The following is a 22,784-nucleotide window of genomic DNA, read 5'->3' as shown; positions in this document are numbered from 1 at the left end:
CAGGCAAACCCGGCCAAGGGCCGTTGGAGCTGAGAATCCCATGAAGACGCTTTTTCTGCAGGCACCGTCGTTCGACGGGTTCGATGGCGGGGCGGGCTCGCGGTACCAGGCCCGGCGTGAAATCAAGAGCTTCTGGTACCCCACCTGGCTGGCCCAGCCCGCGGCCATGGTGCCCGGCGCGCGGCTGCTGGACGCGCCGGTTGAAGAGCTGTCGGTGGAGGCCACCCTCGACATTGCCGCCGCCTTCGAGCTGGTGATCATCCACACCAGCACGCCGTCCTTTCCCACCGACGTGCGTTTTGTCGAGCTGCTCAAAGCACGCTGCCCGGCCATGCTGATCGGCCTGGTGGGCGCCAAGGTGGCGGTGGACCCCGCCGATTCCCTGGCCGCCAGCAGCGCCATCGATTTCGTCGCGCGCGAGGAATTCGACTACACCTGCAAGGAAATCGCCGCTGGCCGGCCCCTGGCCCAGGTGGCGGGCATCACCTGGCGCGACGCCGACGGCAAGCTGGTGCACAACCCGCCCCGGGCGATGATCGAGGACATGGACGAACTGCCGTTCGTGGCCCCGGTGTACCAGCGCGACCTGAAGATCGAGCGCTATTTCATCGGCTACCTCAAGCACCCCTACGTATCGATCTACACCGGCCGTGGCTGCCGCTCCAAATGCACCTTCTGCCTGTGGCCGCAGACCGTCGGCGGCCACCGCTACCGGGTGCGCTCGGCGGCCAACGTGATCGCCGAGGCGAAGTGGATCAAGGAGAACATGCCCCAGGTCAAGGAGCTGATGTTCGACGACGACACCTTCACCGACAGCAGCAACCTGCCCCGGGTGCACGACATTGCCCGCGGCCTGCATGAGCTGGGCTGGACCTGGAGCTGCAACGCCAAGGCCAACGTGCCCTACGAGTCGCTGAAAATCATGAAGGACAACGGCCTGCGCCTGCTGCTGGTGGGCTTCGAGTCGGGCGACGACCAGATCCTGCACAACATCAAGAAGGGCCTGCGCGTGGACATCGCCCGGCGCTTCAGCGAGAACTGCCGGCAGTTGGGCATTCAGGTGCACGGCACCTTCATCCTCGGCCTGCCCGGCGAGACCCGCGAGACCATCGCCAAGACCATCGCCTTCGCCAAGGAGATCAACCCGCACACCGTGCAGGTGTCGCTGGCGGCGCCGTACCCCGGCACCACCCTGTACCGCCAGGCCGTGGAGAACGGCTGGCTGCAGCCCGAGGAGGGCGGCCACCTGGTCAACGACAAGGGCGTGCAACTGGCGTCCATCAGCTACCCGCACCTGTCGCGCGAAGACATATTCCACGGCATCGAGACCTTCTACCGCAGTTTCTATTTCCGCCCCTCAAAGATCTGGGAAATCGTGCGCGAGATGCTCGGCAGCTGGGAAATGACCAAGCGCCGCCTGCGCGAGGGCGTGGAGTTTTTCCGCTTCCTGCGTGAGCACCAGGCTTGATGGCAGCCGACACCCGGCCGCGGCTGATCGTCACCGCCGATGATTTCGGCCTGCACCCGGCGGTGAACCAGGCGGTGGAGCAGGGTTTCAGCCAGGGCGTGCTGCGCGCCGCCAGCCTGATGGTGGCCGCGCCGGCGGCGGCCGATGCGGTGGCCCGGGCCCGGCGCCTGCCTGGCCTGGCCGTGGGCCTGCACCTGGTGCTGGCCGAGGGCAGGGCGGTGCTGGCGCCCGCGCAGATCCCCGACCTTGTAGACGCCAGCGGCCAGTTCGGCAGCAACATGGTCGGCGCCGGCGTGCGCTTTTTCTTCCTGCCCAGGGTGCGCCGGCAGCTGGCGGCGGAGATCCGTGCGCAGTTCCAGGCGTTCGCCGCCACCGGCCTGCGCCTGGACCACGTCAACGCCCACAAGCACTTCCACCTGCACCCCACGGTGCTGACGCTGATCCTGCGCATCGGCCGCGACTTCGGCCTGCGCGCCGTGCGCGTGCCGGCCGAGCCGGGCATGGGCCCCTGGCTGCGGCCGTGGCTGGCGCTGATGCGCTGGCGCCTGGGGCGTGCCGGGGTGGCCTGCAACGACCACGTGTTCGGCCTGCGCCACAGCGGCGCCATGGACGAAGGCGTGCTGCTGGACGCCCTGGCTCGGCTGCCTGGCGGCCTGTCCGAGCTGTACCTGCACCCGGCGGTGCATGGCGGCCTGACCCCGGCCATGGGCAGCTACCGCCACGCCGACGAACTGGCCGCGCTGCTGTCGCCGCGGGTACGCCAGGCCGTTGATCACCACTGCCGGCTGTGCAACGGCTTCGGCGACCCGGCGGCCCTGCAACCATGAACCGCTGGACCTGGCTGGCCGGGCTGCTGGGGCTGATCGCGGTGATCGCCCTGGTGCTGCACCAGGACGTGGGCGCCATCCTCGCCGCCGTCCAGCACGCCGGCTGGGCGCTGCTGTGGCTGCTGCCGTTTCACCTCGTGCCGCTGTGGCTGGACGTGCTCGGCTGGCGGGTGTTGCTGGCCCCGCGCGACCCCGAGGGCCGCGCCGGGGTGGCGGTGCTGCTGTGGATCGCGGCCATCCGCGAGGCCTTCAACCGGCTGCTGCCGGTGGCCAATATTGGCGGTGAGATCGTCGGCATCCGCCTGGTGAAGTGGCGCGGCGTCGACGGCGCAGCGGCCACCGCCAGCATCGTCCTTGAAGTGCTGCTGACCCTGGTCAATCAGTACCTGTTCACCGCCCTGGGGGTGGTGTTGCTGATCGCCATCACCCGTCAGGTGGGGGCGTTGGATTCGCTGTTATTCGCCTTGCTCGCCAGCCTGCCGTTGCCCCTGGGGCTGTTCTGGCTGGTGCGTCACGGGCAACTGTTCGCGCGCCTGGAAAGCGTGGCCGAACGCATCCTGGGTGGCCGCACGCGGCTCACCGAACTGATCAACGGCCAGCGCCTGGACCAGGACATCCGTGCCCTTAGCACCCCGCGCTGGCGGCTTTTGGCGGCCGGCGGCTGGCAGCTGGCGGGGTTCGTGGTGGGCAGCCTGGAGACGTGGTTGGCGTTGCGGTTGCTGGGGTTCGAGGTGAGCGTCTGGGACGCCATCGCCATCGAGGCGGTGACCCAGGCGCTGCGCCACCTGATCTTCATCGTGCCGGCGGGGCTGGGGGTGCAGGAGGGTGGGTTGGTGTTGTTTGGCAGTTTGATTGGCGTGCCGGTGGAGGCGAGCCTGGCGTTGTCGTTGGTGAAGCGGTTGCGGGAGATTGGGTTTGGGGTGCCGGCGTTGGTTTCCTGGTATTGGGTGGAGGTGCGGCAGGTGCGGCAGCGGCCGCGGCCGCAACGCCAACAGCAACAGCAACAGCAACAGCAACAGCAACAGCAACAGCAATAGCCACAGCAAAAGCCACAGCAACAGCAACAGCCGTGACACCGCAGACTGCTTTTGCTTCCGTGAGGCCTTTGATCTTGATTGTATGCCCCGTAAAGCGCCAGGGCCGACTGGAGGCGTCGAGCAAGCGGTCCGAGGCGGAGCCGAGGAAGACGGAACCGGAGGCGCTTCTATTCCGGGCCGTCGTCCGCTTGATCGGCGCCGGAGGGAGGGGACCCGTAGCAAAGCGTAGGGACCAAGCAGGGGCAAGCCTTTTTTGCTTACTTTTTGTGGCGTTTGACAAAAAGTGAGCCGGCGTAAGGCCGGAAAGGTGAAGTGGCATCACCCTAAATGCTGGATATACATAGGGCTTTCGAATCCCGCTTCGGCGATTTCGAACATATCCATTTTCGCGGGGATACCACCGACCGTTTCGCCCTTACGGCGACTCCCTTTTTGGCAGTCGCCCCAAAAAGGAAGCAAAAAGGGCTCGCCCCTGCTTGGGCCCTCCGCTGTGCTACGGGTCCCCTCCCTTCGGCGTCGCTCAAGCGGACGACGGCCCGGAATAGAAGCGCCTCCGGTTCCGTCTCCCTCGGCTCCGCCGAGGCCCGCTTGATCAACGCCTCCGGTCGGCCCGGGCGCTTAACGGGGCCAAGATCAAGAGCCAGATCAAGAGCCAGATCAAGATCAAAAGCCAGATCAAAAGCCAGATCAAGAGCCAGATCAAGATCAAAAGCCAGATCAAAAGCCAGATCAAAAGCCAGATCAAGAGCGAGATCAAAAGCCAGATCAACAGCAACAACAGATGGTTCATGACTTCAAACCTGAACTTCGTAGAAGGAGACACCATGTGCAGTGACGCCGTCATCGACGCAGCCGACCACGCCATGCGCCACTGGCGCAGCAGTGAGCCTGGGCAGATCAAGGTGGGCTCCGAGGCGCACAAGCGCCTGTTCTGCCGCATGCTGCTTGACACCCACAACCCCTACAAACCCGCCGTCATGCTCTGGCCAACGCTGGACGACGAAGCCCTGGGCCGTATCACCTCGTTGCCCATCTGGGACATCGCCGTGCAAACCGAAGGCCGCGCGCAGTTGCAGGTGCACACCTACGCCCACACCGTTCGCGACCCGCTGCTGCACGAGGCGTTGGTGATGGATGGCGGCGAGGAGGCGCGGCACAAGGTGGTGTTGAGCAAACTGGTGGAAGCCTACGGCATCGCCCTGGCGCCGGAGCCGGAATACCTGGTGCCCAAGGACCCGCAGTGGGGTTGGCTGGTGACCGGCTACAGCGAATGTATCGACAGTTTCTTCGCCTTCGGCCTGTTCGAGTCGGCCAAGCGCACCGGCTATTTCCCCGCCGAGCTGGTGGATACCTTCGAGCCGGTGGTGCAGGAGGAGGCCCGGCATATTCTGTTCTTCGCCAACTGGGTGGCCTGGTACCGGCGGCAGTTGTCGTGGTGGCAGCGGCTGGCGTTCGAGTTCAAGGTGGCGCGGGTGTGGGCGTTCCTGGTGTGGGAACGCATTGGCATCGCCCGAGGGCTGGATGGCGCCGGGCAGATGCAGGACGCCAATTTCGCCCTCACCGGCAACCAGCAGATCGGCCTGGACCTGAGCGTGGGCGCCTTGCTGGACCTGTGCCTGGCCGAGGACCGGCGGCGCATGGGCGGCTACGACCAGCGGCTGCTGCGGCCCACCTTCGTGCCGAAACTGGCGCGCCTGGCGCGGCGTTTCATGCGCGGCTGAACCAGCACACCGCGTCTTCCAGCGCCTGCTGCACCGGCCGTGGGGCGTAGCCCAGTTCGCGGCGGGCCCTGGCGCTGGAGAAGTACATCAGCTTGCGCGCCATGCGCACCTCTTCCACGGTGGCCAGGGGCTGGGTGCCGGTGAGCCGCGCCCAGCCCTGCGCCAGGTGGGCGATGGGCAGCACCACGCCGTGGGGCAGGCGCCAGCGTGGCGGCTGGCGGCCGCACAGGGCGGCCAGTTGTTCGAGCATTTCACGCAGGCTCAGGTTGCTGCCGCCCAGCACGTAGCGCTCGCCCACCTGGCCGTGCTCGAAGGCCAGCCAGTGGCCCAGGGCGACGTCGTCGACGTGCACCAGGTTCAGGCCGGTGTCGACGTAGGCGGGCAGCCGCCCGGCCAGGGCGTCGCGGACGATGCGGCCAGTGGGGGTGGGCTTGATGTCCCGCGGGCCCAGGGGCGTGGACGGGTTGACGATGACCACCGGCAGGCCGCCGGCCGCCAGTTCGCGCACTCGTTGCTCGGCGAGGAATTTGGAGCGCTTGTAGTGGCCGATCATGTCGGCCAGCGCCACCGGGGTGCTTTCGTCGCCCTCGGCGCCGCCGGGCGGGATGCCCAGGGTGGCGACGCTGCTGGTGTAGACGATGCGCGCCACGCCAGCGTCGCCGGCGGCCTGCAGCAGCGCCTCGGTGCCCTGCACGTTGGTGCGGTACAGGTCATTGGGGTCGGGTGCCCACAGGCGGTAGTCGGCGGCCACATGGAACAGCGCCGCGCAGCCGGCACAGGCGCGGGCCAGGGTGTCGGGGCGGGTGAGGTCGCCTTCCACTACCTCGATGGGCAGGCCCGCCAGGTTGCTGCGGTCGGCCCCCGGCCGCACCAGCGCCCGCACGGCATGGCCCTGCTGCAACAGCCGGCGCGCCACGGCGGAGCCGACGAAACCGGTGGCACCGGTAACCAGAGTACTCAAGGGCTGCCTCCTTTGATGAAACCACGCACACAGCGTAGCAGCGGCCCATAGGCCGCGTCCCAGCCAGCGCGGTGTATCAGGAGGAGTGCGGACGCGGCCTTTGGCCGCTGCTACGGGGCTATTTCTTTTTCAGGGCCTTGAGGCGTGCGGTGGCGCGTTGCACGGCGGCCATCTTTTCCGGGCGCTTCATGCGCTTCCATTTGCGGATGTCGTCCTTGCTGCGCCCGCAGCTCACGCACAGGTCGCCGCTGAGCTGGCACAGCGCCGTGCAGGGGTTTTCGATTTCCTTGGCCATCAACCCTGACCCCGTCGCTGGACTTCCACGGTCAGGTGGCTGACCTCATGCACCGGCGCCAGGCGCTCGCGGATGGCCTCGGCCGAAACGCCCGCCTGGCCCACCACGCTGACAATCGCCGCGCGCGCTTCAGGGCCGACGCGCCACACGTGCAGGTCGGTGATGGTGGCGTCACCGGGTGCCTCCACCAGTGCGCGGATTTCTTCCGCCACGTGGTCGTCGGTGTGGTCCAGCAGCACGGCGGCGGTGGCGCCCATCAGGGTCCAGGCCCAGCGGGCAATCACCAGCGCGCCGACGATGCCGATCACCGGGTCCAGCCACACCCAGCCCAGGTAGCGGCCGGCCAGCAAGGCGGCGATGGCCAGCACCGAGGTGAAGGCGTCGGCGATCACGTGCACATAGGCGGACTTGAGGTTGTTGTCATGGCCATGGTGGTCGTGGTGATGGTCATCATGATCATGGTCGTGATGGCCGTGGCTGTGGCCATGCCCCAGCAGCAGGGCGCTGGCGATGTTCACCAGCAGGCCGACAATGGCGATCAGCGTGGCGGTGCCGAACTGCACGTCCGCCGGGTGCAGCAGGCGCTGCACCGACTCGATCGCCACGCCCAGCGACACCAGCCCCAGGATCAGCGCCGAGGCGAAGCCGCCCAGGTCGCCGACCTTGCCGGTGCCGAAACTGAAGTGGGCGTTCTGCGCGTGACGTTGGGCGTAGGCATAGGCCGCCGCGGTAATGCCCAGCGCCACCGCGTGGGTGGCCATGTGAAAGCCGTCGGCCAGCAGCGCCATGGAGCCGGTGAAATAGCCGGCGGCGATCTCGCCGACCATCATCACCACTGTCAGCACCACCACCCACAGGGTGCGGCGGGCGTTCTCGGCGTGGGCCGAGCCCAGGAACACGTGGCTGTGACCGTGCAGGGCGGCGCTCATTTGGAGTACCGGCGGATGGCTTCCAGCAGCTCTTCCACGCCCTGGTTGCGCTGGGCGTCGGTGAGGGCCGGGTTGGCGACGTGCTCGCGGGCGTGGTCTTCGATGATCTCGTCCATCAAGCCGTTGATGGCGCCACGGGTGGCGGCTACCAGGTGCAGGGTCTTGGCGCAGTCGTGGTCGCCCTCCAGGGCGCGCTCGATGGCCTGGATCTGCCCGGCGATGCGCTTGACGCGCTTGAGCAGGTCGTCGCGGTTGGAAGCAATGTGGCCCATGGGAGGTACCTGAAATGTGAATGCGCGCAGTATAGGTATACCCCCTATACCTATGCAAGGGGCGTCGGTCGTGCTTGCGGCGGGCCGGGTATGCGGGCAGCATCGGCCGGGTAACCAAGGAGAAGCCATGCTCATCGTCTTCAGCGGCCTGCCCGCCACCGGCAAGACCACCCTGGCCAAGGCCCTTGCCCGGCACATGGGCGCGCTGTATGTGCGCCTCGACAGCATCGAACAGGCGCTGCGCGACGGCGGCTGCGAGGTGGGGGCCAATGGTTATCGGGTGGCCAATGCCGTGGCGCTGGGCAACCTGCAGCTGGGCAACCGGGTGGTGGTGGACTGTGTCAACCCGGTGGCCGAGAGCCGCCAGGCATGGCGCGACGTGGCGGCGACCGCACGGGTGGTGCTGCTGGATGTGCAGGTGGTGTGTTCGGACCTTGCCGAACACCAGCGCCGCACTCAGTCTCGCACTGTCGATGTGCCCGGCCTGGTGCCGCCCAGCTGGGCCTCGGTGCTGGCCCACGAGTACGAGCCCTGGCTGCCCGCGCCGTTCACCGTCGATACCGCCCGGCTCTCGGTTGCCGAAGCGTTGGCCATGATCCACCAGCAATTGTCGACCCCCACCCCGTAACAGCGGCCGCAGGCCGCGTCCTGGGCGCTGAGGTGTACCTGATGCACCGCGGGTGGAGGACGCCGCCTGCGGCAGCTGCTACGGGGGTGGTAGGGACTCGTCGATGATTTCTATCCAGTGCCGCACCGGGGTGCGGCCGGCGCCGTCGAGGTGGGTCTGGCAGCCGATGTTGGCGGTGACGATGACGTCCGGGTGGCCGCTTTCCAGCGCGCCCAGGCGGTTGTCGCGCAGCTGCCGGGCCAGCGCCGGCTGGGTCAGCGAATAGGTGCCCGCCGAGCCGCAGCACAGGTGGCCATCGGGCACCGCGCTGAGGCTGAAGCCCAGGCGCGTCAGCACGCCTTCCACGGCGCCACCCAGTTTTTGCGCATGTTGCAGGGTGCAGGGGCAGTGGAAGGCCAGGCGCAGCTCGCCGTGCACGTTCAATGCAGCCAGCGGTTCGTCGCGCAGCACCTCGACCAAATCCCGGGCCAGGGCGCTGACGCGGCGGGCCTTGTCGGCGTAATGCGCATCGTCCTTGAGCAGCACGCCGTATTCCTTGACGAAGGCGCCGCAGCCGCTGGCCGTCTGCACGATGGCTTCGACCCCGGCCTGCACCGCCGGCCACCAGGCGTCGATGTTGCGCCGGGCGCGGTCCAGGCCGCGGTGCTGGGCGTTGCCGTGGAAGTCCACGGCGCCGCAGCAGCCGGCGTGGGGTGTTGGCAGCAGGCTGATGCCCAGGCGGTCGAGCACCCGCGCGGTGGCGGCGTTGGTGTTGGGCGAGAAACCCGGCTGCACGCAGCCTTCCAGGATCAGCATGCGCCGTGGGTGGCGGATGGGCGGGCGCACCCCGGCCGGCCGAGCCTGGCGCGGCAGCTTGGCCTGCAGGCCGCCGGGCAGCCATGGCCGCAGCACCTGGCCGGCGCGGGTCAGCGCAGTGAACAGCGCCGGGCGCGGCACCACCGCGCGCAGGCCGCCGCGCAGCAGGCGTTCGCCCAGGGGGCGCGGCACCTGCTGCTCGATGAAGTCGCGGCCGATGTCCAGCAGGGTGTGGTATTCGACGCCCGACGGGCAGGTGCTTTCGCAGTTGCGGCAGCTCAGGCAGCGGTCCAGGTGGGTCTGGGTGGCGGCGGTGATGGGCGCGCCTTCGAGCATTTCCTTCATCAGGTAGATGCGCCCGCGCGGGCCGTCCAGTTCGTCGCCCAGCAGCTGGTAGGTGGGGCAGGTGGCGTTGCAGAAGCCGCAGTGCACGCAGCTGCGCAGCACCTTTTCCGCTTCGGCGGCGCGCGGCAGCTGGCGCGCCTGTTCGCTGAGGTGGGTTTGCATGTCAGAGCTCCGGGTACAGGCGGCCAGGGTTGAAAATGCCGTGGGGGTCGAGCTGCGCCTTGAGCTGCTGGTGGTAGCGCAACAGGGCCGGGGCCAGCGGCTGGAACGGTGTGTCGCAGGCGCCGCTGCTGAAGCAACTGGCGTGGCCGCCCAGGGCGCTGGCCGCCGCGCGAATCTGCGCGGCCTCGGCGTCGGATTTCAGCCAGCGCTGGGCGCCGGCCCAATCGAGCAGCTGCGTGCCCGGCAGCTCCAGCAGGCCGACGTTGAACGGCAACGACAGCCGCCACAGCGGTCGTGGGTCACGGAAAAATGGCAGCCGCTGCTCGCGCAGGTCCGCCCAGAACTGCGCGTCGGCGGCGCGGCAACCCAGCCGTTCGCGGGCCGCCGCCACCGAGCCTTCGCCGCCCTCCAGGCGCAGGTGCAGCACCTCGCCGTGGTAGCAGGCGCCGCTGATGGGCAGCGCCTGCTGGCCCCATTCGGTCAGCCGGCGCAGGGCTTCGGCGGGGCCCAGGTCGAGGGTCAGGCTGGCGCTGCAGCGCGGGCTGGGCAGCACCTTCAGCGACACTTCGGTGAGCAGCCCCAGGCTGCCGAAACTGCCGGCCAGCAGGCGCGACAGGTCGTAGCCGGCGACGTTTTTCATGACTTCGCCGCCAAAGCGCAGGTGCTTGCCGGTGCCAGTGATCACCCGCGTGCCGAGGACGAAATCACGCACCGCGCCGCTCCATGGCCGCCGTGGCCCGGCGAGGCCGGCAGCGACCATGCCGCCCACCGTGGCCTGGCCGTCGAAGTCCGGCGGTTCGCAGGGCAGCATCTGCCCGGCCTCCGCCAGCGCGGCGTTGAGTTCGCGCAGCGGCGTGCCGGCGCGCACGCTGACCACCAGTTCGGTGGGGTCGTAGCTGACAATGCCCCGGTGCCCGCGGGTGTCCAGCGGGGTGCCCGGGGTGGGGCGGCCCAGGAACGCCTTGCTGTCGCCACCGCGGATGCGCAGCGGCGTGGCGCTGGCGATGGCCTGGTGCACGGCGTCCAGCAACGTGTCCAGGCTCATCAGAAGCGCTCCAGTTCAGGGAACGGCAACTGGCCGTGGTGGATGTGCATGGCGCCGAACTCGGCGCAGCGGTGCAGGGTGGGGATGTTCTTGCCGGGGTTGAGCAGGCCGCTGGGGTCGAAGGCGGCCTTGATGGCGTGAAACACGGTGAGTTCGTCGGCGTTGAACTGGGCGCACATCTGGTTGATTTTCTCGCGGCCCACGCCGTGTTCGCCGGTGATGCTGCCGCCCACCGCCACGCACATCTCCAGGATCCTGCCGCCCAGGGCCTCGGCGCGTTCCAGCTCGCCGGGCTGGTTGGCGTCGAACAGAATCAATGGGTGCATGTTGCCGTCGCCGGCGTGGAAGACGTTGGCCACGCGCAGCTGGTACTCGGCCGCCAGCGCGGCGATGCCCTTGAGCACGGCGGGCAGCTCGCGCCGCGGGATGGTGCCGTCCATGCAGTAGTAGTCCGGCGACAGCCGCCCCACGGCGGGGAAGGCGTTCTTGCGCCCGGCCCAGAAGCGCACGCGCTCGGCCTCGTCCAGGGCCTGGCGTACTTCGGTGGCGCCGGCCGCTTCCAGCAGCTGGCGCACGCGCGCGCAGTCTTCGTGCACGTCGGCTACGACGCCGTCCAGTTCGCACAGCAGGATCGCCTCGGCGTCCACCGGGTAGCCGGCGTGGATGAAGTCCTCGGCGGCGCGGATGGCCAGGTTGTCCATCATCTCCAGGCCGCCGGGGATGATGCCGGCGGCGATGATATCGGCCACGGCGCGCCCGGCGTTTTCCACCGAGTCGAAGGCGGCCAGCAGCACCTTGGCCACCTGGGGTTTGGGCAGCAGGCGCACGGTGACCTCGGTGACCACGCCGAGCATGCCTTCGGAGCCGGTGAACAGCGCCAGCAGGTCGAAGCCGGGGCTGTCCAGGGCGTCGCTGCCCAGGGTCAGGGGCTGGCCCTCCACGGTCAGCACCTCAAGCTTGACCAGGTTGTGCACGGTCAGGCCGTACTTGAGGCAGTGCACGCCGCCGGCGTTTTCGGCGACGTTGCCGCCGATGGAACAGGCGATTTGCGACGACGGGTCGGGGGCGTAGTACAGGCCATGAGGCGCCGCGGCCTGGGAAATGGCCAGGTTGCGCACCCCCGGCTGCACCCGGGCGGTGCGTGCCTGCGGGTCGATGTGGAGGATCTGGTTGAAGCGCGCCAGCACCAGCAGAACGCCCTGGGCCAGGGGCAGCGCGCCGCCCGACAGGCCGGTGCCGGCGCCACGGGGCACCACCGGCACGTGGCGCTGGTGGCAGATGCGCAGGATAGTCTGAACTTCCTCAAGGTGCCGGGGCAGGGCCACCAGCAGCGGCGTGGTGCGGTAGGCCGAGAGGCCGTCGCATTCGTAGGGCTTGAGGTCTTCGCTGCGGTACAGCAGGTCGAGGTCGGGCAGGGCGCCGATCAGCGCGTTGATCAGGCCCTGCTTGTCGACCTGCGGCAGGGCACCGTCCAGGCGCTCGTCGTGGAGGATGTTCATGGCCGGGCATCTTGTTGTTGTGATGCCAGTAGCGTAGCCGCTGCCGTCAGGCTGCGCTGGTCGGTGTGAACCCTTGAGACCTTCAGTGGGGCGCAGGGCCAGCGCAGCCTTCGGCGGCGGCTACGCAACAGGGTTGGACACGGCTCAGCGTTTTTTCTTGAAGAACTTGTTGATGTAGTAGCCCGGGCTCACCAGGTCCTTGGGGCGGGGCTTGTAGTGGGTCTTGTGGCGCTGGTTGGGGTCGGCCTCGGGCAGGTCGGCGGTGTAGTAGTACAGGGCGATGGAGCGCCGCGAGCGGTCCGGCGGGCAGGTCAGCGGCTCGGGGTGGCCGTGGTTGCTGTCGGGGTCGGTGTTGAAGATCACGCAGCGGTTGTACACCGGCAACACCTTCTTCAGGCAGGTGCGCATGGGCTTGTCCCACAGCTCCAGGTGGCCACCGTAGGCCTCTTCCCACTCGGGGTTGAGGTAGATGATGGCGTTGATGCGCCGCTGCACCTTGAGCTTCTTGTTCAGGCGGAAGTCCGAGTGCACGCCCAGGAAACCGCCTGCCTTGGTCTCGTGCAGGCCGCCGCCGACGAAGTACGGGTCGGGGATCAGCCCTTCGATGCCGGTCATCTGTTCGAGGAAGCTGAGCATGGGCGCCGAGTTGAACACCGCGAACACCGAGCGCAGGTACGGCGGGCATTCGTTGGGGCTGATCTGGCGTTTGAGCTGGCCCTTGTAGCCGCGCTCGTACAGGGTCTCGTTGGCGGTGGCCTCCACGGGGAAGGTCTCGCAGATGCGCTGGATCAGGTCCTGGGGCAGGAAATCATCGAGCACGATGTGCGCGAACGGCGTGGCTGCGCGGTAGTCATCGGCCAGCGCCTGGCCCAGCCGGGTCGCGGCCTCCAGGTCGAAATCCAGCTCCGGCACGGCGGTGATGGGCAATGTGTGCATTGCAACTCCTTGAATAGGTGACAGGGTTCAGCCGTGCCAGCAGCGGTACCAGCCGTCGTGCTCGCTGACCTGCAATTGGGTCTGGTACAGGTTCGACAGCTGCTCGCTGGTCAGCACCTGGGCCTTGGGCCCGTCGGCGATGATGCGCCCCTGGCTGATCAGCACCACGCGCTCGATCTCGGGGATGATCTCGTCGATGTGGTGGGTGGTGATGATCATCGCCCGGTCGTCGTGGCAGAACTCGCGCATCAGGCTCAGCAGGCTGAGGCTGGCGCCCATGTCGAGGCCGGCGGTGGGTTCGTCGAGGATCAAGGCGCGCGGGTTGTGCACCAGGGCGCGGGCCAGCAGCAGGCGGCGTTTCTGCCCGGTGGACAGGCGCTGGAACATGCGCTGTTCGTCGATCTGCATGCCCAGCTGGCCCAGCAGTTCGCGGGCGTGGGCGATTTGCTCGGCGTTGGGTTGCAGGTGGGCGTGGGTGCCCATGGCGCCGAAGAAGCCGGAAATCACCACGTCCAGCGCCGAGGTGTAGGGGGTGTAGTCTTCCTGCATGTCCTGGGACACGAAGCCGATCTTGGCGCGCAGGTCCCACAGGTTGAAGGTCTCGTGACCGAACAGGCGCAGGAAGCTGCCAGGGCGCTCCACCGGGTAGATCTCGCGGTTGATCAGCTTGAGCAGCGTGCTCTTGCCGGCGCCGTTGGGGCCCAGGATGGCCACGCGCTCGCGGTCGCCGATGTGCAGCGACAGCTGGTCGAAGACGCGGTTTTCCTGTTGGTAGGCGGTGACCTGGTTCAGTTCGATCATGACAAGCCTTAGCGAAGGGCGGGGGCGTCATTGAAGCAATCACGCCGCCTTATTGCAACGGGGGCTAGCGGTAGCCCTGGGCCTGCAGGTCGAACAGCTGCGCATAGCGCCCACCGGCGGCCATCAGCTGCGGGTGGTTGCCTTCTTCCAGCACCCGGCCCTGGTCCAGCACCACGATGTGGTCGGCGCTGCGCACGCTGGAGAAGCGGTGCGAGATCAGCAGCGTCATGCGCCCGCGCGCGTACTCGCGAAAATGCTCGAACACCGCGGCCTCGGCGCCGGCATCCAGGGCGGCGGTGGGTTCGTCGAGAATCAGGATATCGGCGTCCCGGCGCATGTAGGCGCGCGACAGCGCGACCTTCTGCCATTGCCCGCCCGACAGCTCCTGGCCGCCAACGAACCAGCGGCCCAACTGGGTGGCATAGCCGTGCTGCAGCTGTTCGATGAAATCAGCGGCAATGCCCTGCGCCGCGGCATCGCGCCAGCGGCCCTGGTCACCGAAGGCGCGCACGTCGCCCACGCCGAGGTTCTCGCCCACGGTCATCTGGTAGCGGATGTAGTCCTGGAAAATCACCCCGATGCGCTGGTGCAGGGCGTGTTCGTCCCAGTCCTGCAGGTCGCTGCCGTCCAGCAGGATACGGCCGTGGTCCGGGGTGTAGAGGCGGGTCAGCAGCTTGATCAGGGTGGTCTTGCCCGAGCCGTTCTCGCCCACCAGCGCCAGGCTGCGGCCCGGCGCCAGGTGCAGGTTGATGCCGCTGAGCGTATCGCGGCTGGCGCCGGGGTAGCGGAAGCCCAGCTGTTCGCAGCGCAGGCCGTCGCCGGGCTTGATGCCGTGGGTGAGGGTGCCGCGCGCGGGGGTAACCGGGTGGCCCAGGTATTCGTACAGGTCGGACAGGTACAGGCCGTCCTCGTACAGGCCGGCGATGGCGCCCAGGCTGGCGCTGATGGCGCTTTGACCCTGCTTGAACAGCACCAGGTACATGGTCATCTGGCCCAGGGTGGTCTGGCCGTTGACCGTGTCCAGCACCACCCAGGCGTAGGCCAGGTAGAAGGCCGCGGTGCCCAGCAGGCCCAGGGCGAAGCCCCAGCCGTCGCGGCGCAGGGTCAGGCGCCGGTCCTCGGCGTACAGGCGGGTGAAGTTGTCGCGGTAGCGCTGCAGTAGCAGCGGCGCCAGGCCGAACAGCTTGACCTCCTTGGTGTGCGCCTCCTGGGACAGCAGCGCCTCCAGGTAGCCTTGCTGGCGGGTTTCGGGCGCGCGGCGCTTGAACAGCCGGAACGCGTCGCCGGAAAAATGCGCCTCGGCAAAGAACACCGGCAGCGCGCCCAGCACCAGGATCGCCAGCGCCCAGGGCGAGAAGTGCACCAGCAGCACCGCGAAGCTGATCAGCGAGATCAGGTTCTGCACCAGCCCCAGGCCCTTGGTCACCAGCCCCAGCGGCCGCGTGGAGGCGTCGCGGCGCACGCGCACCAGCTTGTCGTAGAAGGCCGAGTCCTCGAACTGCAGCAGCGACAGGGTCTGGGCCTTTTCCAGAATCAGCAGGTTGACCTTCTGCCCCAGTTGCACCCGCAGCAGCGCCTGCTGCACCGACAGCCCACGCTGCGCCGCCGCCAGCAGGCCAAGCACGCCGGCCTCGGCCAGCACATAGCGCAGCACCGGCCAGAGCGGCGCCTGGCCGCTGCTGGCGTGCAACTGCATGGCCGCCAGCACGGCATCGACGATGCGCTGGCCGATCCACGCCGCCAGCGCCGGCAGCATGCCCGCCGCTAGCGTGGCCAGCACCAGCCCGGCAAACAGCGGGCGCGAAGTGCTCCACACCAGCGCTACGGCGCGGCGGGCCTGGTCGAGAAAAGCGGTGAAGCGAGCAACCACAGGCATGCCAGAAACGGTTCCCAGGAGAAAAACGCGCCCCACTGTAGCAGCGGCAATTAGGCCGCGTCACGGCACACCGCGGTGTGCCAGGCTTTGACGCGGCCTGACGGCCGCTGCTACGGGGGGGGATCGGCGGCGGTGCAGCAGGGCCAGTACCAGCGCCACCACGCCTGCCGGCAGCACGCACAGCACGAACGCCACGCGGATCAGCGTCCGATACCGGCGGATCCAGGCCGGGGCGGCTTCCATGTGCGCGTAGTCGTCCAGCATGGTGAGTCAGCGGCCTACCTGCAAAGAAAAACCAACCGTACCAGCAACTGTCTTGAAATGGCGTCGCCTGCATCGCGACTAAAGTCGGCTCCTACCCCGTTCGTGGTAGGAGCCGGCCTTGGCCGCGATGCAGGCGACGCGCAGATCACTCCCCACCCTTCATCCGCCGCGCCACCAGGTACAGCCCCAACCCGACCAGCGCCGTCGCCGCGCCGATGTAGCCGGTGCTGGTCCAGCCCAGCCCTGCGGTAATGGCCATGCCGCCCAGCCATGGGCCCAGGGCGTTGGCCAGGTTGAAGGCAGCGTGGTTGGAGGCCGCGGCAAGGCTCGGGGCCTCGTGGGCGATGTCCATCAGGCGGATCTGCAGCGGCGACGCCAGGGCCACCATGGTTCCCACCAGGCCGATGCCCAGCATCACCCCGGCCAGGGAGCCGGCGGCCACGGGGAACAACAGCAGCACGGCCATCGACCACACCAGCAGCAGCCCCACGGCGCGGAAGCCCAGGCGATCGAACAGCTTGCCGCCGGCAATGTTGCCGATGATGCCGCCCACGCCGAACGCCGCCAGGCCGAAGGGGATCCATTCCGGCTTCACGCGGGTGACGTCGAGCATGGTCGGCGCCAGGTAGCTGAACACGCAGAACATGCCGGCGAAACCGATGGCACCGATGCTCAGGGCCATCCAGATCTGCGGCTGCTTGAACGCGCGCATTTCCTTGCGCGGGTCGCTGCGCGGCTCGTCATGGCGGTCCGGCACGAAGCGCCAGATCAGGGCGATGGTGGTGATGGCAATGGCGCCCACCAGGGCGAACGCCGAGCGCCAGCCGAAGAACTGCCCCAGGAAGGTGGCGATGGGGTTGCCCAGCAGCATGGCCAGGGTCAGGCCCATCATCACCCGCGCCACGGCGCCGGCGCGCTTGTTGGCCGGCACCATGCTCGAGGCCACTACCGCGGCAATGCCGAAATAGGCGCCGTGGGGCAGGCCGCTGATGAAGCGGAACGCCACCAGGCTGGCGAACGTGGGGGTGAAGGCCGTGGCCAGGTTGCCGACGGCGTACAACACCATCAGCAGCATCAGCAGGTGCTTGCGCAACAGCTTGGCGCCAAGGATCGCCAGCAGCGGCGCGCCCACCATTACGCCCAGAGCGTAGGCGCTGATGGCGTGGCCCACCTGCGGTTCACTCAGGTGCAGGTTGGTGGCGATGTCGGGCATCAGGCCCATGATGGCGAACTCGCCGGTGCCGATGGCGAAACTGCCCACCGCCATGGCGGCTTCCATTTTGGCGGCGGCGCGCGCGGGCAGCACAAGCCCCGGTGATTGCTGGATGGTCATGCGTCGCTCCGTTCTTCAGGGCTGGCAACAGGGAAAACCGCCAATGATAGCGAAATGGTTTCAGCAGCGTCTAGAACAGGGTTTCACGCTGGAGTTCCACGCGCGGCGGCCGCTCGCAGGATCAGGCAAGCATTCAACCGGATTGCTCTAACGGTGCACCGGCACCAACGTTGAACATGGGGGCGAGCGCTGGCCACCGCCAGCCACTATCCATGGAACCCTGTTATGCCAGTACACGCCTACGGCGCCCACGCGGGCGACAAGCCGCTTGAACCCCTGCAAATCCACCGTCGCGAGCCTGGCGCCCACGACGTCGCCATCGACATCGCCTTCTGCGGCGTCTGCCATTCGGACCTGCACCAGGCCCGCGCGGAGTGGGAAGGCACCCAATTCCCTTGCGTGCCCGGCCACGAGATCGTCGGCCGCGTGCGCGCCGTGGGCGGCCACGTCAGCGGCTTCAAGGTCGGTGACCTGGTGGGCGTCGGCTGCCTGGTGGACAGCTGCCGGCACTGCCAGGACTGCGAGGAAGGCCTGGAAAACTACTGCGACGGCATGATCGGCACCTACAACTTCCCCACCCCCGACGCGCCGGGCTGGACCCTGGGCGGTTACTCGGAAAGCATCGTCGTGCATGAGCGCTACGTGCTGCACGTGCGCCACCCGGCCAGCCAACTGGCCGCCGTCGCGCCGCTGCTGTGCGCCGGCATCACCACCTATTCGCCGCTGCGCCACTGGCAGGCCGGCCCTGGCAAGAAGGTCGGCATCGTCGGTATTGGCGGCCTGGGTCACATGGGCATCAAGCTGGCCCACGCCATGGGCGCCCACGTGGTGGCCTTCACCAGGTCCGAGTCCAAGCGCGAGGCTGCCAAGGCCCTGGGCGCCGACGAAGTAGTGGTGTCGCGCGACGCCGCGCAGATGGCCGCCCACGCCAAGAGCTTCGACCTGATCATCAACACCGTGGCCGCGCCACATGACCTCGACGCCTTCCTGGTGCTGCTCAAGCGTGACGGCGCCATGACCCTGGTGGGCGCCCCGGCCTCGCCGCATGCCTCGCCCAACGTGTTCAACATGATCATGAAGCGCCGCACCCTGGCCGGCTCGATGATCGGCGGTATTCCCGAGACCCAGGAGATGCTCGATTTCTGCGCCGAGCACGGCATCACCGCCGACATCGAACTGATCCGCGCCGACGAGATCAACCAGGCCTACGAGCGCATGCTCAAGGGTGATGTGAAGTACCGTTTCGTCATCGACAGCGCGACATTGAATCCAGAGACCTGATGGAGGAGTAGCGGCGGCCGGGACGCGACCTGGCGGCCGCTGCTACGGGGGCGGTGGTGTGTGGCGGCGGCAGCGCTCCGAGCAGTAGCGCACCTCGTCCCAGCAGCGCGCCCACTTCTTGCGCCAGTTGAACGGCCGCCCGCAGACCACACAGGTCTTGACCGGGAGTTCGCTTTTCTTCAACGGGTTCTCCTTGATGGGGCTTGCGGGGGCTGCGTGCGGAACCTGAATGGCAAGCCATTGGTTTCATTGGGGAGTTATGATCTGCACTCATCCATTGCCGCAGCATCCACAATGATACTTGACGGACCCAAGACCCTGAAGGATCCGGACCACAAGGCCATGCGCCTGAGCCAGATTCACGCAAGCCATGTCACCACGCTGAATGCGTTCGTTCAGGAGCTTCGGGACGAAGCCGGGCCTGATGCCCACATTCCCTACTTCGACCCGTGGGATGCAGGCATTGCGGCCCAGGTGCTGTTCCTGCTTGAGGCACCTGGCGCCAAGGCGGTCGCCTCGGGCTTCATCTCCCGCAACAACCCGGATGAAACCGCAAAAAACATCTTTGAGCTTAGTGCTGTTGCCGGCCTTGAGCGCAAGCAGACGGTGCTCTGGAACGTGGTGCCCTGGTACATCGGTAGCGGCACAAGAATTCGCCCTGCTACGCCGAAAGATCTTGTAGCAGGGCTTCGACCATTGCCGCGTTTACTGGCCTTGCTGCCAGCGCTGCGAGCTGTCGTATTACTGGGCAGGAAAGCAGAGAAGGCGGCGGCGTTGATCGCTACGGTCCGGCCTGATCTTAAAGTATTCAGCTGCGGCCATCCAAGCCCCTTGTACGTGAACCGACGCTTAGGCAACCGCGAGAAAATCCTGGCTACCCTGCACCAGGTCCACACCTATGTTTGCGCTGCGTTAGTCGAGAGTAATGGGAGTGTTCGCTGATGGTGGCAGTTCCCTCGTAGAATCGCGTCGTCTGCATCGCGACTAAAGTCGGCTCCTACCACGGACGGTGTAGGAGCCGACTTTAGTCGCGATGACGTCAGTGCAAGTGTCGCCAGGCTACGGGTTCAGCCTCAGCCAGGAATTGACCTTGCCGGTGTTCGGGTCGACGAACCAGTAGGCGCCATCGGCCATTTTCACCTGGCTGCATTCGGTGGGGTAGTCCTTCATGATCAGGCACACGGTGCCGTTGTTCAGCGTCCATTTTTCGGCCACGGGTTGCTCGGTGCTCATGCTGAACACGTCGGTGCCATCGGCGGCGAAGGCCAGCGAGTAGGGGTAGCCCATGCGGGTGGTGCCATAGAACTTCTTGCCTACCAGGGTATCGCGCACCTGCCCATCGTTGAGGGTCACCGCGCCCGGCGGCACGGGGGGCGGTTCGTGGTTGGAGGTGCTGGCGCAACCGGCCAGCAGGGCAAGCAGTGAGGCGGCGGCGAGAGTCCTGTTGTTCATGGCACACCCTCTTCGATAGCCCGAAAACCATTTTTTCGGGACAAATCAAAGCCTAGATGAGCCCGTGCACATCTGGGATCCATTGCGCCGAACGGTTGACGCCGCGTTACTGCGGGGCCAGCGAGTAGTGGTAATGCACTGCACCGGTCTGCGGGTCCACCAGCCAGTAGTCATCCTTGTCCTGCAGCAGGCGGTAGCGTTCCACCGGCTGGTTGGGAGAGGTGAAGGTGATCACCCCGTCCTGCACGGTCCAGTGTTCGGTGACCGGGGTGTCGCCGCCCATCTGGAAGATCTCCGTGCCATCGCCGCGGAAGCTCAACGAGTACGGGCGCCCGGAGGTGCCGATGTTGGTCAGCTTGTTGCCGATCAGGGTCTGGCGCACTTGCGCGTCAGTCAGCGGCGTGGCGGCAGCGGAGACAGGTTTGATGGGCGGTTGCCCGGGGCCGGCGCAGGCCGTCAGCAGCACCAGGGCGAGGAGGGGGAGCGGGTAAATACGTGCCATGACACACCTCGAACACGCGACAGGGCGAGAGATTCAGCGTAGCCGGTTTCCACGCGGCGTCCGACGTTTGTGGGATTTTATCCAGTATATTGACTAATAAATCCATCATGATGGATGATGTGGTGACACCACCGTTACGGCCTTCTGCATGGACATCAACACCCGCATCGCCACCCGTATCAGCACCCTGCGCAAATCCTTGCACCTGTCGCTGGAAGCCCTGGCGGAAAAAAGCGCCGTCAGCCGCTCGATGATTTCCCTCATTGAGCGCGGCCAGAGCAGCCCTACCGCCGTGGTCCTGGAAAAGCTCGCCACCGCCTTGGGCGTCCCGCTGTCAGCCTTGTTCGAAGCACCTGCCGAAGAGGCAGGGCAACTGCTGCGCGCCGCCGACCAACTGCAATGGCGCGACCCGCAATCAGGCTACATCCGCCGCAACGTCTCGCCCAGCGGCGCGCAGTCACCCATCCAGCTGGTGGAAGTGGAGTTTCCGGCCGGCGCGTCGGTGGCCTATGAAACCTCCACCCGTGATGTGCGGGTGGACCAGCAGGTGTGGCTGCTGGCCGGGCGCATGGACATCCAGGTGGGCGAGCAGCTCTACCAGCTTGAAACCGGCGACTGCCTGGCGTTTCCCCTGGACAAGCCTACCCGTTTTCACAACCCCCACGGCGAGCCGGCGCGCTACGCCGTGATCATCGTCACTGACAGCCGCCGCTAAGGACAGCCCCATGCACATCAAACGCCTCACCCGTCTCGACGACGCCGCCTGCGCGCAGCTCGCCGACATCCTCATTGACTGCGTCGAAGGCGGCGCCTCTGTGAGCTTCATGTTGCCCTTGTCGCAGGCGCGTGCCGAGGCGTTCTGGCAGGGCCTGCGCGCCAGCGTCGAAGCGGGCGAGCGGGCCTTGCTGGTGGCTGAGGACGCAGGCGGGCAGCTGCTGGGCACGGTGCAGGTGGTGCTGGCCCAGCCGGAGAACCAGCCGCACCGCGCCGACATCGCCAAGCTGCTGGTGCACCGCCGTGGCCGCCGGCTGGGCGTGGGGCAGGCGCTGATGGAGGCGGCGGAGCGTGCAGCCATCGACGAAGGCAAGAGCGTCCTGGTGCTGGACACCGCCTCCGGCGGCGACGCCGAGCGCCTGTACCAACGGCTGGGCTGGCAGGTGACCGGGCAGGTGCCAGCCTACGCCCTGTGGCCGGCGGGCGGCCTGTGCGCCACCACGATCTTCCACAAACGGGTGGGCGGCTGCTACGGGTGATCGTGGCGGTGGTGGATGTCGGGGAAGTGCGCGTGGCTGTGGCGCAGCGGCTGATGCTGGTGCGGGTGCACATGGGGCTCGACGCCGTCCCAGGCGAAATCATGGCTGTGTTGGTGGTGCTCGTCATGCACGTGGGGGTGGGTATGGGCCATCGGCTCGTGCTGGTGTTCGTGGGCGTGGTGTTCGGTGAGGTGAATCCACACGCCCACGGCCATCAGCGCCGCCGCCAGCCAGAAACTGGCAGTGACCGGCTCACCGAGCAACAGCAGGGCGATGGCCGCGCCCAGGAACGGCGCCGTGGAGAAATACGCCCCGGTGCGCGCCGAGCCCAGCCCGCGCAGCGCCAGCACGAACAGCACCAGGCTGACGCCATAGCCCAGCAGGCCCACCAGCAAAGTGGGCGCCAGCAACGCCAGGCCCGGTAGCTGCGCGCCCAGCAGCAGCGCCAGGGCGGTGTTCACCGCGCCGGCCACCAGGCCCTTGATGCCGGCCAAAAACAGCGCGTCCGAGGCGGATACCTTGCGCGTCAGGTTGTTGTCGATGGCCCAGCACAGGCACGCCGCCGCCACGCCCAGCGGGCCCAGCAGGCTGTGCAGCTGCAGGCCGGCGCCGGGCCACGCCAGCACCACGCCGCCGGCGACGATCACCGCCATGCCCAGGACGATGCGGCGGTCGGCGTTTTCCTTGAACACCACCCAGGCCAGCAGCGCGGTCAGCACCGACTCCAGGTTCAGCAGCAGCGAGGCGCTGGCCGCCGGGGTGCGCGTCAGCGCCAGCATCAGCGCCACCGGCCCCAGCACCCCGCCAAAGCCGATGGCGCCCAGCAGCCACGGCCACTCGCCGGGCGCCAGGCGTGGGCGCTGCCAGCCCTTGTCGCGCAGCAGCCGCACGGCCAGCAGGCCGACGCCGCTGCCCAGGTACAGCAGGCCAGCCAGCAGCACCGGGTGAATGGACAGGCCGAGGTACTTGGCCAGCGGCGTGCTGGCGCCGAACAGCGCGGCGGCGGCCAGGGCGTAGAGGATGCTGATGTTCATGGCAAAAACCGAAACAGGCGGGACAGGCCCCCATCATACCCGTAGCAGCTGCCGCAGGCTGCGTCCGA

General features: G+C 67.6%; 26 protein-coding genes. 9 read left to right on the top strand and 17 right to left on the bottom strand.

Going from position 1 to position 22,784, the window contains the following annotated elements; genetic code table 11:
* The first annotated feature begins 40 nt into the window (after nucleotides 1-40).
* From hpnJ to AC0J42_RS17805, 3 genes are read left to right on the top strand one after another with little or no spacing between them, the layout of a single operon-like run.
* On the top strand, nucleotides 41-1,468 hold the full coding sequence (hpnJ, locus tag AC0J42_RS17815) for a hopanoid biosynthesis associated radical SAM protein HpnJ (protein ID WP_473002748.1): 1,428 nt from the start codon (nucleotides 41-43) through the stop codon (nucleotides 1,466-1,468).
* Nucleotides 1,468-2,295, top strand: a complete 828-nt coding sequence (gene hpnK, locus AC0J42_RS17810) for a hopanoid biosynthesis-associated protein HpnK (protein ID WP_416424888.1) — start codon at nucleotides 1,468-1,470, stop codon at nucleotides 2,293-2,295. Before hpnJ ends, hpnK begins: the two co-directional genes overlap by 1 nt.
* Nucleotides 2,292-3,332, top strand: coding sequence for a lysylphosphatidylglycerol synthase domain-containing protein (locus tag AC0J42_RS17805; protein WP_473002746.1), 1,041 nt, complete (start codon nucleotides 2,292-2,294; stop codon nucleotides 3,330-3,332). The genes hpnK and AC0J42_RS17805 overlap by 4 nt, the downstream gene beginning before the upstream one ends.
* A 592-nt stretch (nucleotides 3,333-3,924) precedes the next feature.
* On the opposite strand, the gene AC0J42_RS17800 is transcribed toward AC0J42_RS17805, so the two are convergent.
* A complete protein-coding gene (locus AC0J42_RS17800; protein WP_473002744.1) occupies nucleotides 3,925-4,122 on the bottom strand; it encodes a hypothetical protein in 198 nt (65 codons plus the stop codon).
* 34 nt (nucleotides 4,123-4,156) lie between these two features.
* Between AC0J42_RS17800 and AC0J42_RS17795 the strand changes: the two genes are divergently transcribed.
* Nucleotides 4,157-5,053, top strand: coding sequence for a ferritin-like domain-containing protein (locus AC0J42_RS17795; RefSeq protein ID WP_416424886.1), 897 nt, complete (start codon nucleotides 4,157-4,159; stop codon nucleotides 5,051-5,053).
* Here AC0J42_RS17795 and hpnA read toward each other — a convergent pair.
* From hpnA to AC0J42_RS17775, 4 genes are all read right to left on the bottom strand, one after another.
* Entirely contained in the window at nucleotides 5,040-6,014 is a 975-nt protein-coding gene (hpnA, locus tag AC0J42_RS17790) for a hopanoid-associated sugar epimerase (protein ID WP_473002741.1), read from the bottom strand. The genes AC0J42_RS17795 and hpnA overlap by 14 nt on opposite strands.
* A gap of 118 nt (nucleotides 6,015-6,132) precedes the next feature.
* Nucleotides 6,133-6,309: a DUF1289 domain-containing protein gene (locus tag AC0J42_RS17785; protein WP_416424884.1), complete on the bottom strand. Its 177-nt coding sequence runs from the start codon at nucleotides 6,307-6,309 to the stop codon at nucleotides 6,133-6,135.
* Complete coding sequence (gene dmeF, locus AC0J42_RS17780) at nucleotides 6,309-7,238, bottom strand: CDF family Co(II)/Ni(II) efflux transporter DmeF (protein WP_473002740.1); 930 nt, start codon at nucleotides 7,236-7,238, stop codon at nucleotides 6,309-6,311. The genes AC0J42_RS17785 and dmeF overlap by 1 nt, the downstream gene beginning before the upstream one ends.
* Nucleotides 7,235-7,510 carry a metal/formaldehyde-sensitive transcriptional repressor gene (locus AC0J42_RS17775; RefSeq protein ID WP_416424882.1) on the bottom strand — a complete coding sequence of 92 codons (276 nt, stop codon included), beginning with the start codon at nucleotides 7,508-7,510 and terminating at the stop codon, nucleotides 7,235-7,237. Before AC0J42_RS17775 ends, dmeF begins: the two co-directional genes overlap by 4 nt.
* Nucleotides 7,511-7,637: 127 nt before the next feature.
* On the opposite strand from AC0J42_RS17775, the gene AC0J42_RS17770 reads away from it, so the two are divergent.
* Complete coding sequence (locus AC0J42_RS17770; RefSeq protein WP_473002737.1) at nucleotides 7,638-8,138, top strand: P-loop nucleotide/nucleoside kinase family protein; 501 nt, start codon at nucleotides 7,638-7,640, stop codon at nucleotides 8,136-8,138.
* A gap of 78 nt (nucleotides 8,139-8,216) precedes the next feature.
* On the opposite strand, the gene glcF is transcribed toward AC0J42_RS17770, so the two are convergent.
* From glcF to AC0J42_RS17730, 8 genes are all read right to left on the bottom strand, one after another.
* Nucleotides 8,217-9,440 carry a glycolate oxidase subunit GlcF gene (glcF, locus tag AC0J42_RS17765; protein WP_473002735.1) on the bottom strand — a complete coding sequence of 408 codons (1,224 nt, stop codon included), beginning with the start codon at nucleotides 9,438-9,440 and terminating at the stop codon, nucleotides 8,217-8,219.
* 1 nt (nucleotide 9,441) lies between these two features.
* Nucleotides 9,442-10,485, bottom strand: coding sequence for a glycolate oxidase subunit GlcE (glcE, locus tag AC0J42_RS17760; protein ID WP_473002732.1), 1,044 nt, complete (start codon nucleotides 10,483-10,485; stop codon nucleotides 9,442-9,444).
* Nucleotides 10,485-11,984 (bottom strand): glycolate oxidase subunit GlcD, encoded by a 1,500-nt coding sequence (gene glcD / locus AC0J42_RS17755; RefSeq protein WP_473002730.1) that lies wholly within the window; start codon nucleotides 11,982-11,984, stop codon nucleotides 10,485-10,487. The genes glcE and glcD overlap by 1 nt, the downstream gene beginning before the upstream one ends.
* Before the next feature lie 144 nt (nucleotides 11,985-12,128).
* The gene (locus AC0J42_RS17750) at nucleotides 12,129-12,920 is read right to left on the bottom strand and encodes a 2OG-Fe(II) oxygenase (RefSeq protein WP_416424877.1); all 792 of its coding nucleotides are present in this window, start codon (nucleotides 12,918-12,920) and stop codon (nucleotides 12,129-12,131) included.
* A 27-nt stretch (nucleotides 12,921-12,947) separates the two neighbouring features.
* Nucleotides 12,948-13,721, bottom strand: coding sequence for an ABC transporter ATP-binding protein (locus tag AC0J42_RS17745; RefSeq protein WP_473002728.1), 774 nt, complete (start codon nucleotides 13,719-13,721; stop codon nucleotides 12,948-12,950).
* 64 nt (nucleotides 13,722-13,785) lie between these two features.
* Nucleotides 13,786-15,597: an ABC transporter ATP-binding protein gene (locus AC0J42_RS17740; protein WP_473002727.1), complete on the bottom strand. Its 1,812-nt coding sequence runs from the start codon at nucleotides 15,595-15,597 to the stop codon at nucleotides 13,786-13,788.
* A 60-nt stretch (nucleotides 15,598-15,657) separates the two neighbouring features.
* On the bottom strand, nucleotides 15,658-15,861 hold the full coding sequence (locus tag AC0J42_RS17735; protein ID WP_416424874.1) for a hypothetical protein: 204 nt from the start codon (nucleotides 15,859-15,861) through the stop codon (nucleotides 15,658-15,660).
* 145 nt (nucleotides 15,862-16,006) lie between these two features.
* The gene (locus AC0J42_RS17730; protein ID WP_416424873.1) at nucleotides 16,007-17,194 is read right to left on the bottom strand and encodes an MFS transporter; all 1,188 of its coding nucleotides are present in this window, start codon (nucleotides 17,192-17,194) and stop codon (nucleotides 16,007-16,009) included.
* A 225-nt stretch (nucleotides 17,195-17,419) separates the two neighbouring features.
* Here AC0J42_RS17730 and AC0J42_RS17725 point away from each other — a divergent pair, with 225 nt between their 5' ends.
* Nucleotides 17,420-18,475 carry an NAD(P)-dependent alcohol dehydrogenase gene (locus tag AC0J42_RS17725; protein WP_473002724.1) on the top strand — a complete coding sequence of 352 codons (1,056 nt, stop codon included), beginning with the start codon at nucleotides 17,420-17,422 and terminating at the stop codon, nucleotides 18,473-18,475.
* A 42-nt stretch (nucleotides 18,476-18,517) separates the two neighbouring features.
* Here the strand turns inward: AC0J42_RS17725 and AC0J42_RS17720 are convergent, their stop codons facing one another.
* Nucleotides 18,518-18,658 carry a DUF2256 domain-containing protein gene (locus AC0J42_RS17720; RefSeq protein ID WP_416424871.1) on the bottom strand — a complete coding sequence of 47 codons (141 nt, stop codon included), beginning with the start codon at nucleotides 18,656-18,658 and terminating at the stop codon, nucleotides 18,518-18,520.
* Nucleotides 18,659-18,691: 33 nt separating this feature from the next.
* Between AC0J42_RS17720 and AC0J42_RS17715 the strand changes: the two genes are divergently transcribed.
* Entirely contained in the window at nucleotides 18,692-19,417 is a 726-nt protein-coding gene (locus tag AC0J42_RS17715) for a uracil-DNA glycosylase (protein WP_416424870.1), read from the top strand.
* A gap of 117 nt (nucleotides 19,418-19,534) precedes the next feature.
* Here the strand turns inward: AC0J42_RS17715 and AC0J42_RS17710 are convergent, their stop codons facing one another.
* On the bottom strand, nucleotides 19,535-19,927 hold the full coding sequence (locus AC0J42_RS17710) for a hypothetical protein (protein WP_473002723.1): 393 nt from the start codon (nucleotides 19,925-19,927) through the stop codon (nucleotides 19,535-19,537).
* Nucleotides 19,928-20,033: 106 nt separating this feature from the next.
* Nucleotides 20,034-20,429: a hypothetical protein gene (locus AC0J42_RS17705; RefSeq protein WP_473002721.1), complete on the bottom strand. Its 396-nt coding sequence runs from the start codon at nucleotides 20,427-20,429 to the stop codon at nucleotides 20,034-20,036.
* Nucleotides 20,430-20,577: 148 nt separating this feature from the next.
* Between AC0J42_RS17705 and AC0J42_RS17700 the strand changes: the two genes are divergently transcribed.
* Both AC0J42_RS17700 and AC0J42_RS17695 read left to right on the top strand, forming a co-directional pair.
* Complete coding sequence (locus tag AC0J42_RS17700) at nucleotides 20,578-21,144, top strand: helix-turn-helix domain-containing protein (RefSeq protein ID WP_473002720.1); 567 nt, start codon at nucleotides 20,578-20,580, stop codon at nucleotides 21,142-21,144.
* Between the two features lie 10 nt (nucleotides 21,145-21,154).
* Nucleotides 21,155-21,682, top strand: coding sequence for a GNAT family N-acetyltransferase (locus AC0J42_RS17695; RefSeq protein ID WP_473002719.1), 528 nt, complete (start codon nucleotides 21,155-21,157; stop codon nucleotides 21,680-21,682).
* Here the strand turns inward: AC0J42_RS17695 and AC0J42_RS17690 are convergent.
* Complete coding sequence (locus AC0J42_RS17690; protein ID WP_473002718.1) at nucleotides 21,673-22,716, bottom strand: DMT family transporter; 1,044 nt, start codon at nucleotides 22,714-22,716, stop codon at nucleotides 21,673-21,675. The genes AC0J42_RS17695 and AC0J42_RS17690 overlap by 10 nt on opposite strands.
* Between the last annotated feature and the right edge of the window lie 68 nt (nucleotides 22,717-22,784).

The sequence above is a fragment of the Pseudomonas sp. Tav-5-1A genome (assembly GCF_055755055.1).
Note: the sequence above shows the minus strand (reverse complement) of the source record. Positions and strands in the feature narration are given on the sequence as shown.

Excerpts from the sequence above, each read along its gene's own strand:
- hpnJ (WP_473002748.1), top strand. The coding sequence starts at position 41 with ATGAAGACGCTTTTTCTGCAGGCACCGTCGTTCGACGGGTTCGATGGC.
- hpnK (WP_416424888.1), top strand. The coding sequence starts at position 1,468 with ATGGCAGCCGACACCCGGCCGCGGCTGATCGTCACCGCCGATGATTTC.
- AC0J42_RS17805 (WP_473002746.1), top strand. The coding sequence starts at position 2,292 with ATGAACCGCTGGACCTGGCTGGCCGGGCTGCTGGGGCTGATCGCGGTG.
- AC0J42_RS17800 (WP_473002744.1), bottom strand. The coding sequence starts at position 4,122 with ATGAACCATCTGTTGTTGCTGTTGATCTGGCTTTTGATCTCGCTCTTG.
- AC0J42_RS17795 (WP_416424886.1), top strand. The coding sequence starts at position 4,157 with ATGTGCAGTGACGCCGTCATCGACGCAGCCGACCACGCCATGCGCCAC.
- AC0J42_RS17785 (WP_416424884.1), bottom strand. The coding sequence starts at position 6,309 with ATGGCCAAGGAAATCGAAAACCCCTGCACGGCGCTGTGCCAGCTCAGC.
- dmeF (WP_473002740.1), bottom strand. The coding sequence starts at position 7,238 with ATGAGCGCCGCCCTGCACGGTCACAGCCACGTGTTCCTGGGCTCGGCC.
- AC0J42_RS17775 (WP_416424882.1), bottom strand. The coding sequence starts at position 7,510 with ATGGGCCACATTGCTTCCAACCGCGACGACCTGCTCAAGCGCGTCAAG.
- AC0J42_RS17770 (WP_473002737.1), top strand. The coding sequence starts at position 7,638 with ATGCTCATCGTCTTCAGCGGCCTGCCCGCCACCGGCAAGACCACCCTG.
- glcF (WP_473002735.1), bottom strand. The coding sequence starts at position 9,440 with ATGCAAACCCACCTCAGCGAACAGGCGCGCCAGCTGCCGCGCGCCGCC.
- glcE (WP_473002732.1), bottom strand. The coding sequence starts at position 10,485 with ATGAGCCTGGACACGTTGCTGGACGCCGTGCACCAGGCCATCGCCAGC.
- glcD (WP_473002730.1), bottom strand. The coding sequence starts at position 11,984 with ATGAACATCCTCCACGACGAGCGCCTGGACGGTGCCCTGCCGCAGGTC.
- AC0J42_RS17750 (WP_416424877.1), bottom strand. The coding sequence starts at position 12,920 with ATGCACACATTGCCCATCACCGCCGTGCCGGAGCTGGATTTCGACCTG.
- AC0J42_RS17745 (WP_473002728.1), bottom strand. The coding sequence starts at position 13,721 with ATGATCGAACTGAACCAGGTCACCGCCTACCAACAGGAAAACCGCGTC.
- AC0J42_RS17740 (WP_473002727.1), bottom strand. The coding sequence starts at position 15,597 with ATGCCTGTGGTTGCTCGCTTCACCGCTTTTCTCGACCAGGCCCGCCGC.
- AC0J42_RS17735 (WP_416424874.1), bottom strand. The coding sequence starts at position 15,861 with ATGCTGGACGACTACGCGCACATGGAAGCCGCCCCGGCCTGGATCCGC.
- AC0J42_RS17730 (WP_416424873.1), bottom strand. The coding sequence starts at position 17,194 with ATGACCATCCAGCAATCACCGGGGCTTGTGCTGCCCGCGCGCGCCGCC.
- AC0J42_RS17725 (WP_473002724.1), top strand. The coding sequence starts at position 17,420 with ATGCCAGTACACGCCTACGGCGCCCACGCGGGCGACAAGCCGCTTGAA.
- AC0J42_RS17710 (WP_473002723.1), bottom strand. The coding sequence starts at position 19,927 with ATGAACAACAGGACTCTCGCCGCCGCCTCACTGCTTGCCCTGCTGGCC.
- AC0J42_RS17705 (WP_473002721.1), bottom strand. The coding sequence starts at position 20,429 with ATGGCACGTATTTACCCGCTCCCCCTCCTCGCCCTGGTGCTGCTGACG.
- AC0J42_RS17700 (WP_473002720.1), top strand. The coding sequence starts at position 20,578 with ATGGACATCAACACCCGCATCGCCACCCGTATCAGCACCCTGCGCAAA.
- AC0J42_RS17695 (WP_473002719.1), top strand. The coding sequence starts at position 21,155 with ATGCACATCAAACGCCTCACCCGTCTCGACGACGCCGCCTGCGCGCAG.
- AC0J42_RS17690 (WP_473002718.1), bottom strand. The coding sequence starts at position 22,716 with ATGAACATCAGCATCCTCTACGCCCTGGCCGCCGCCGCGCTGTTCGGC.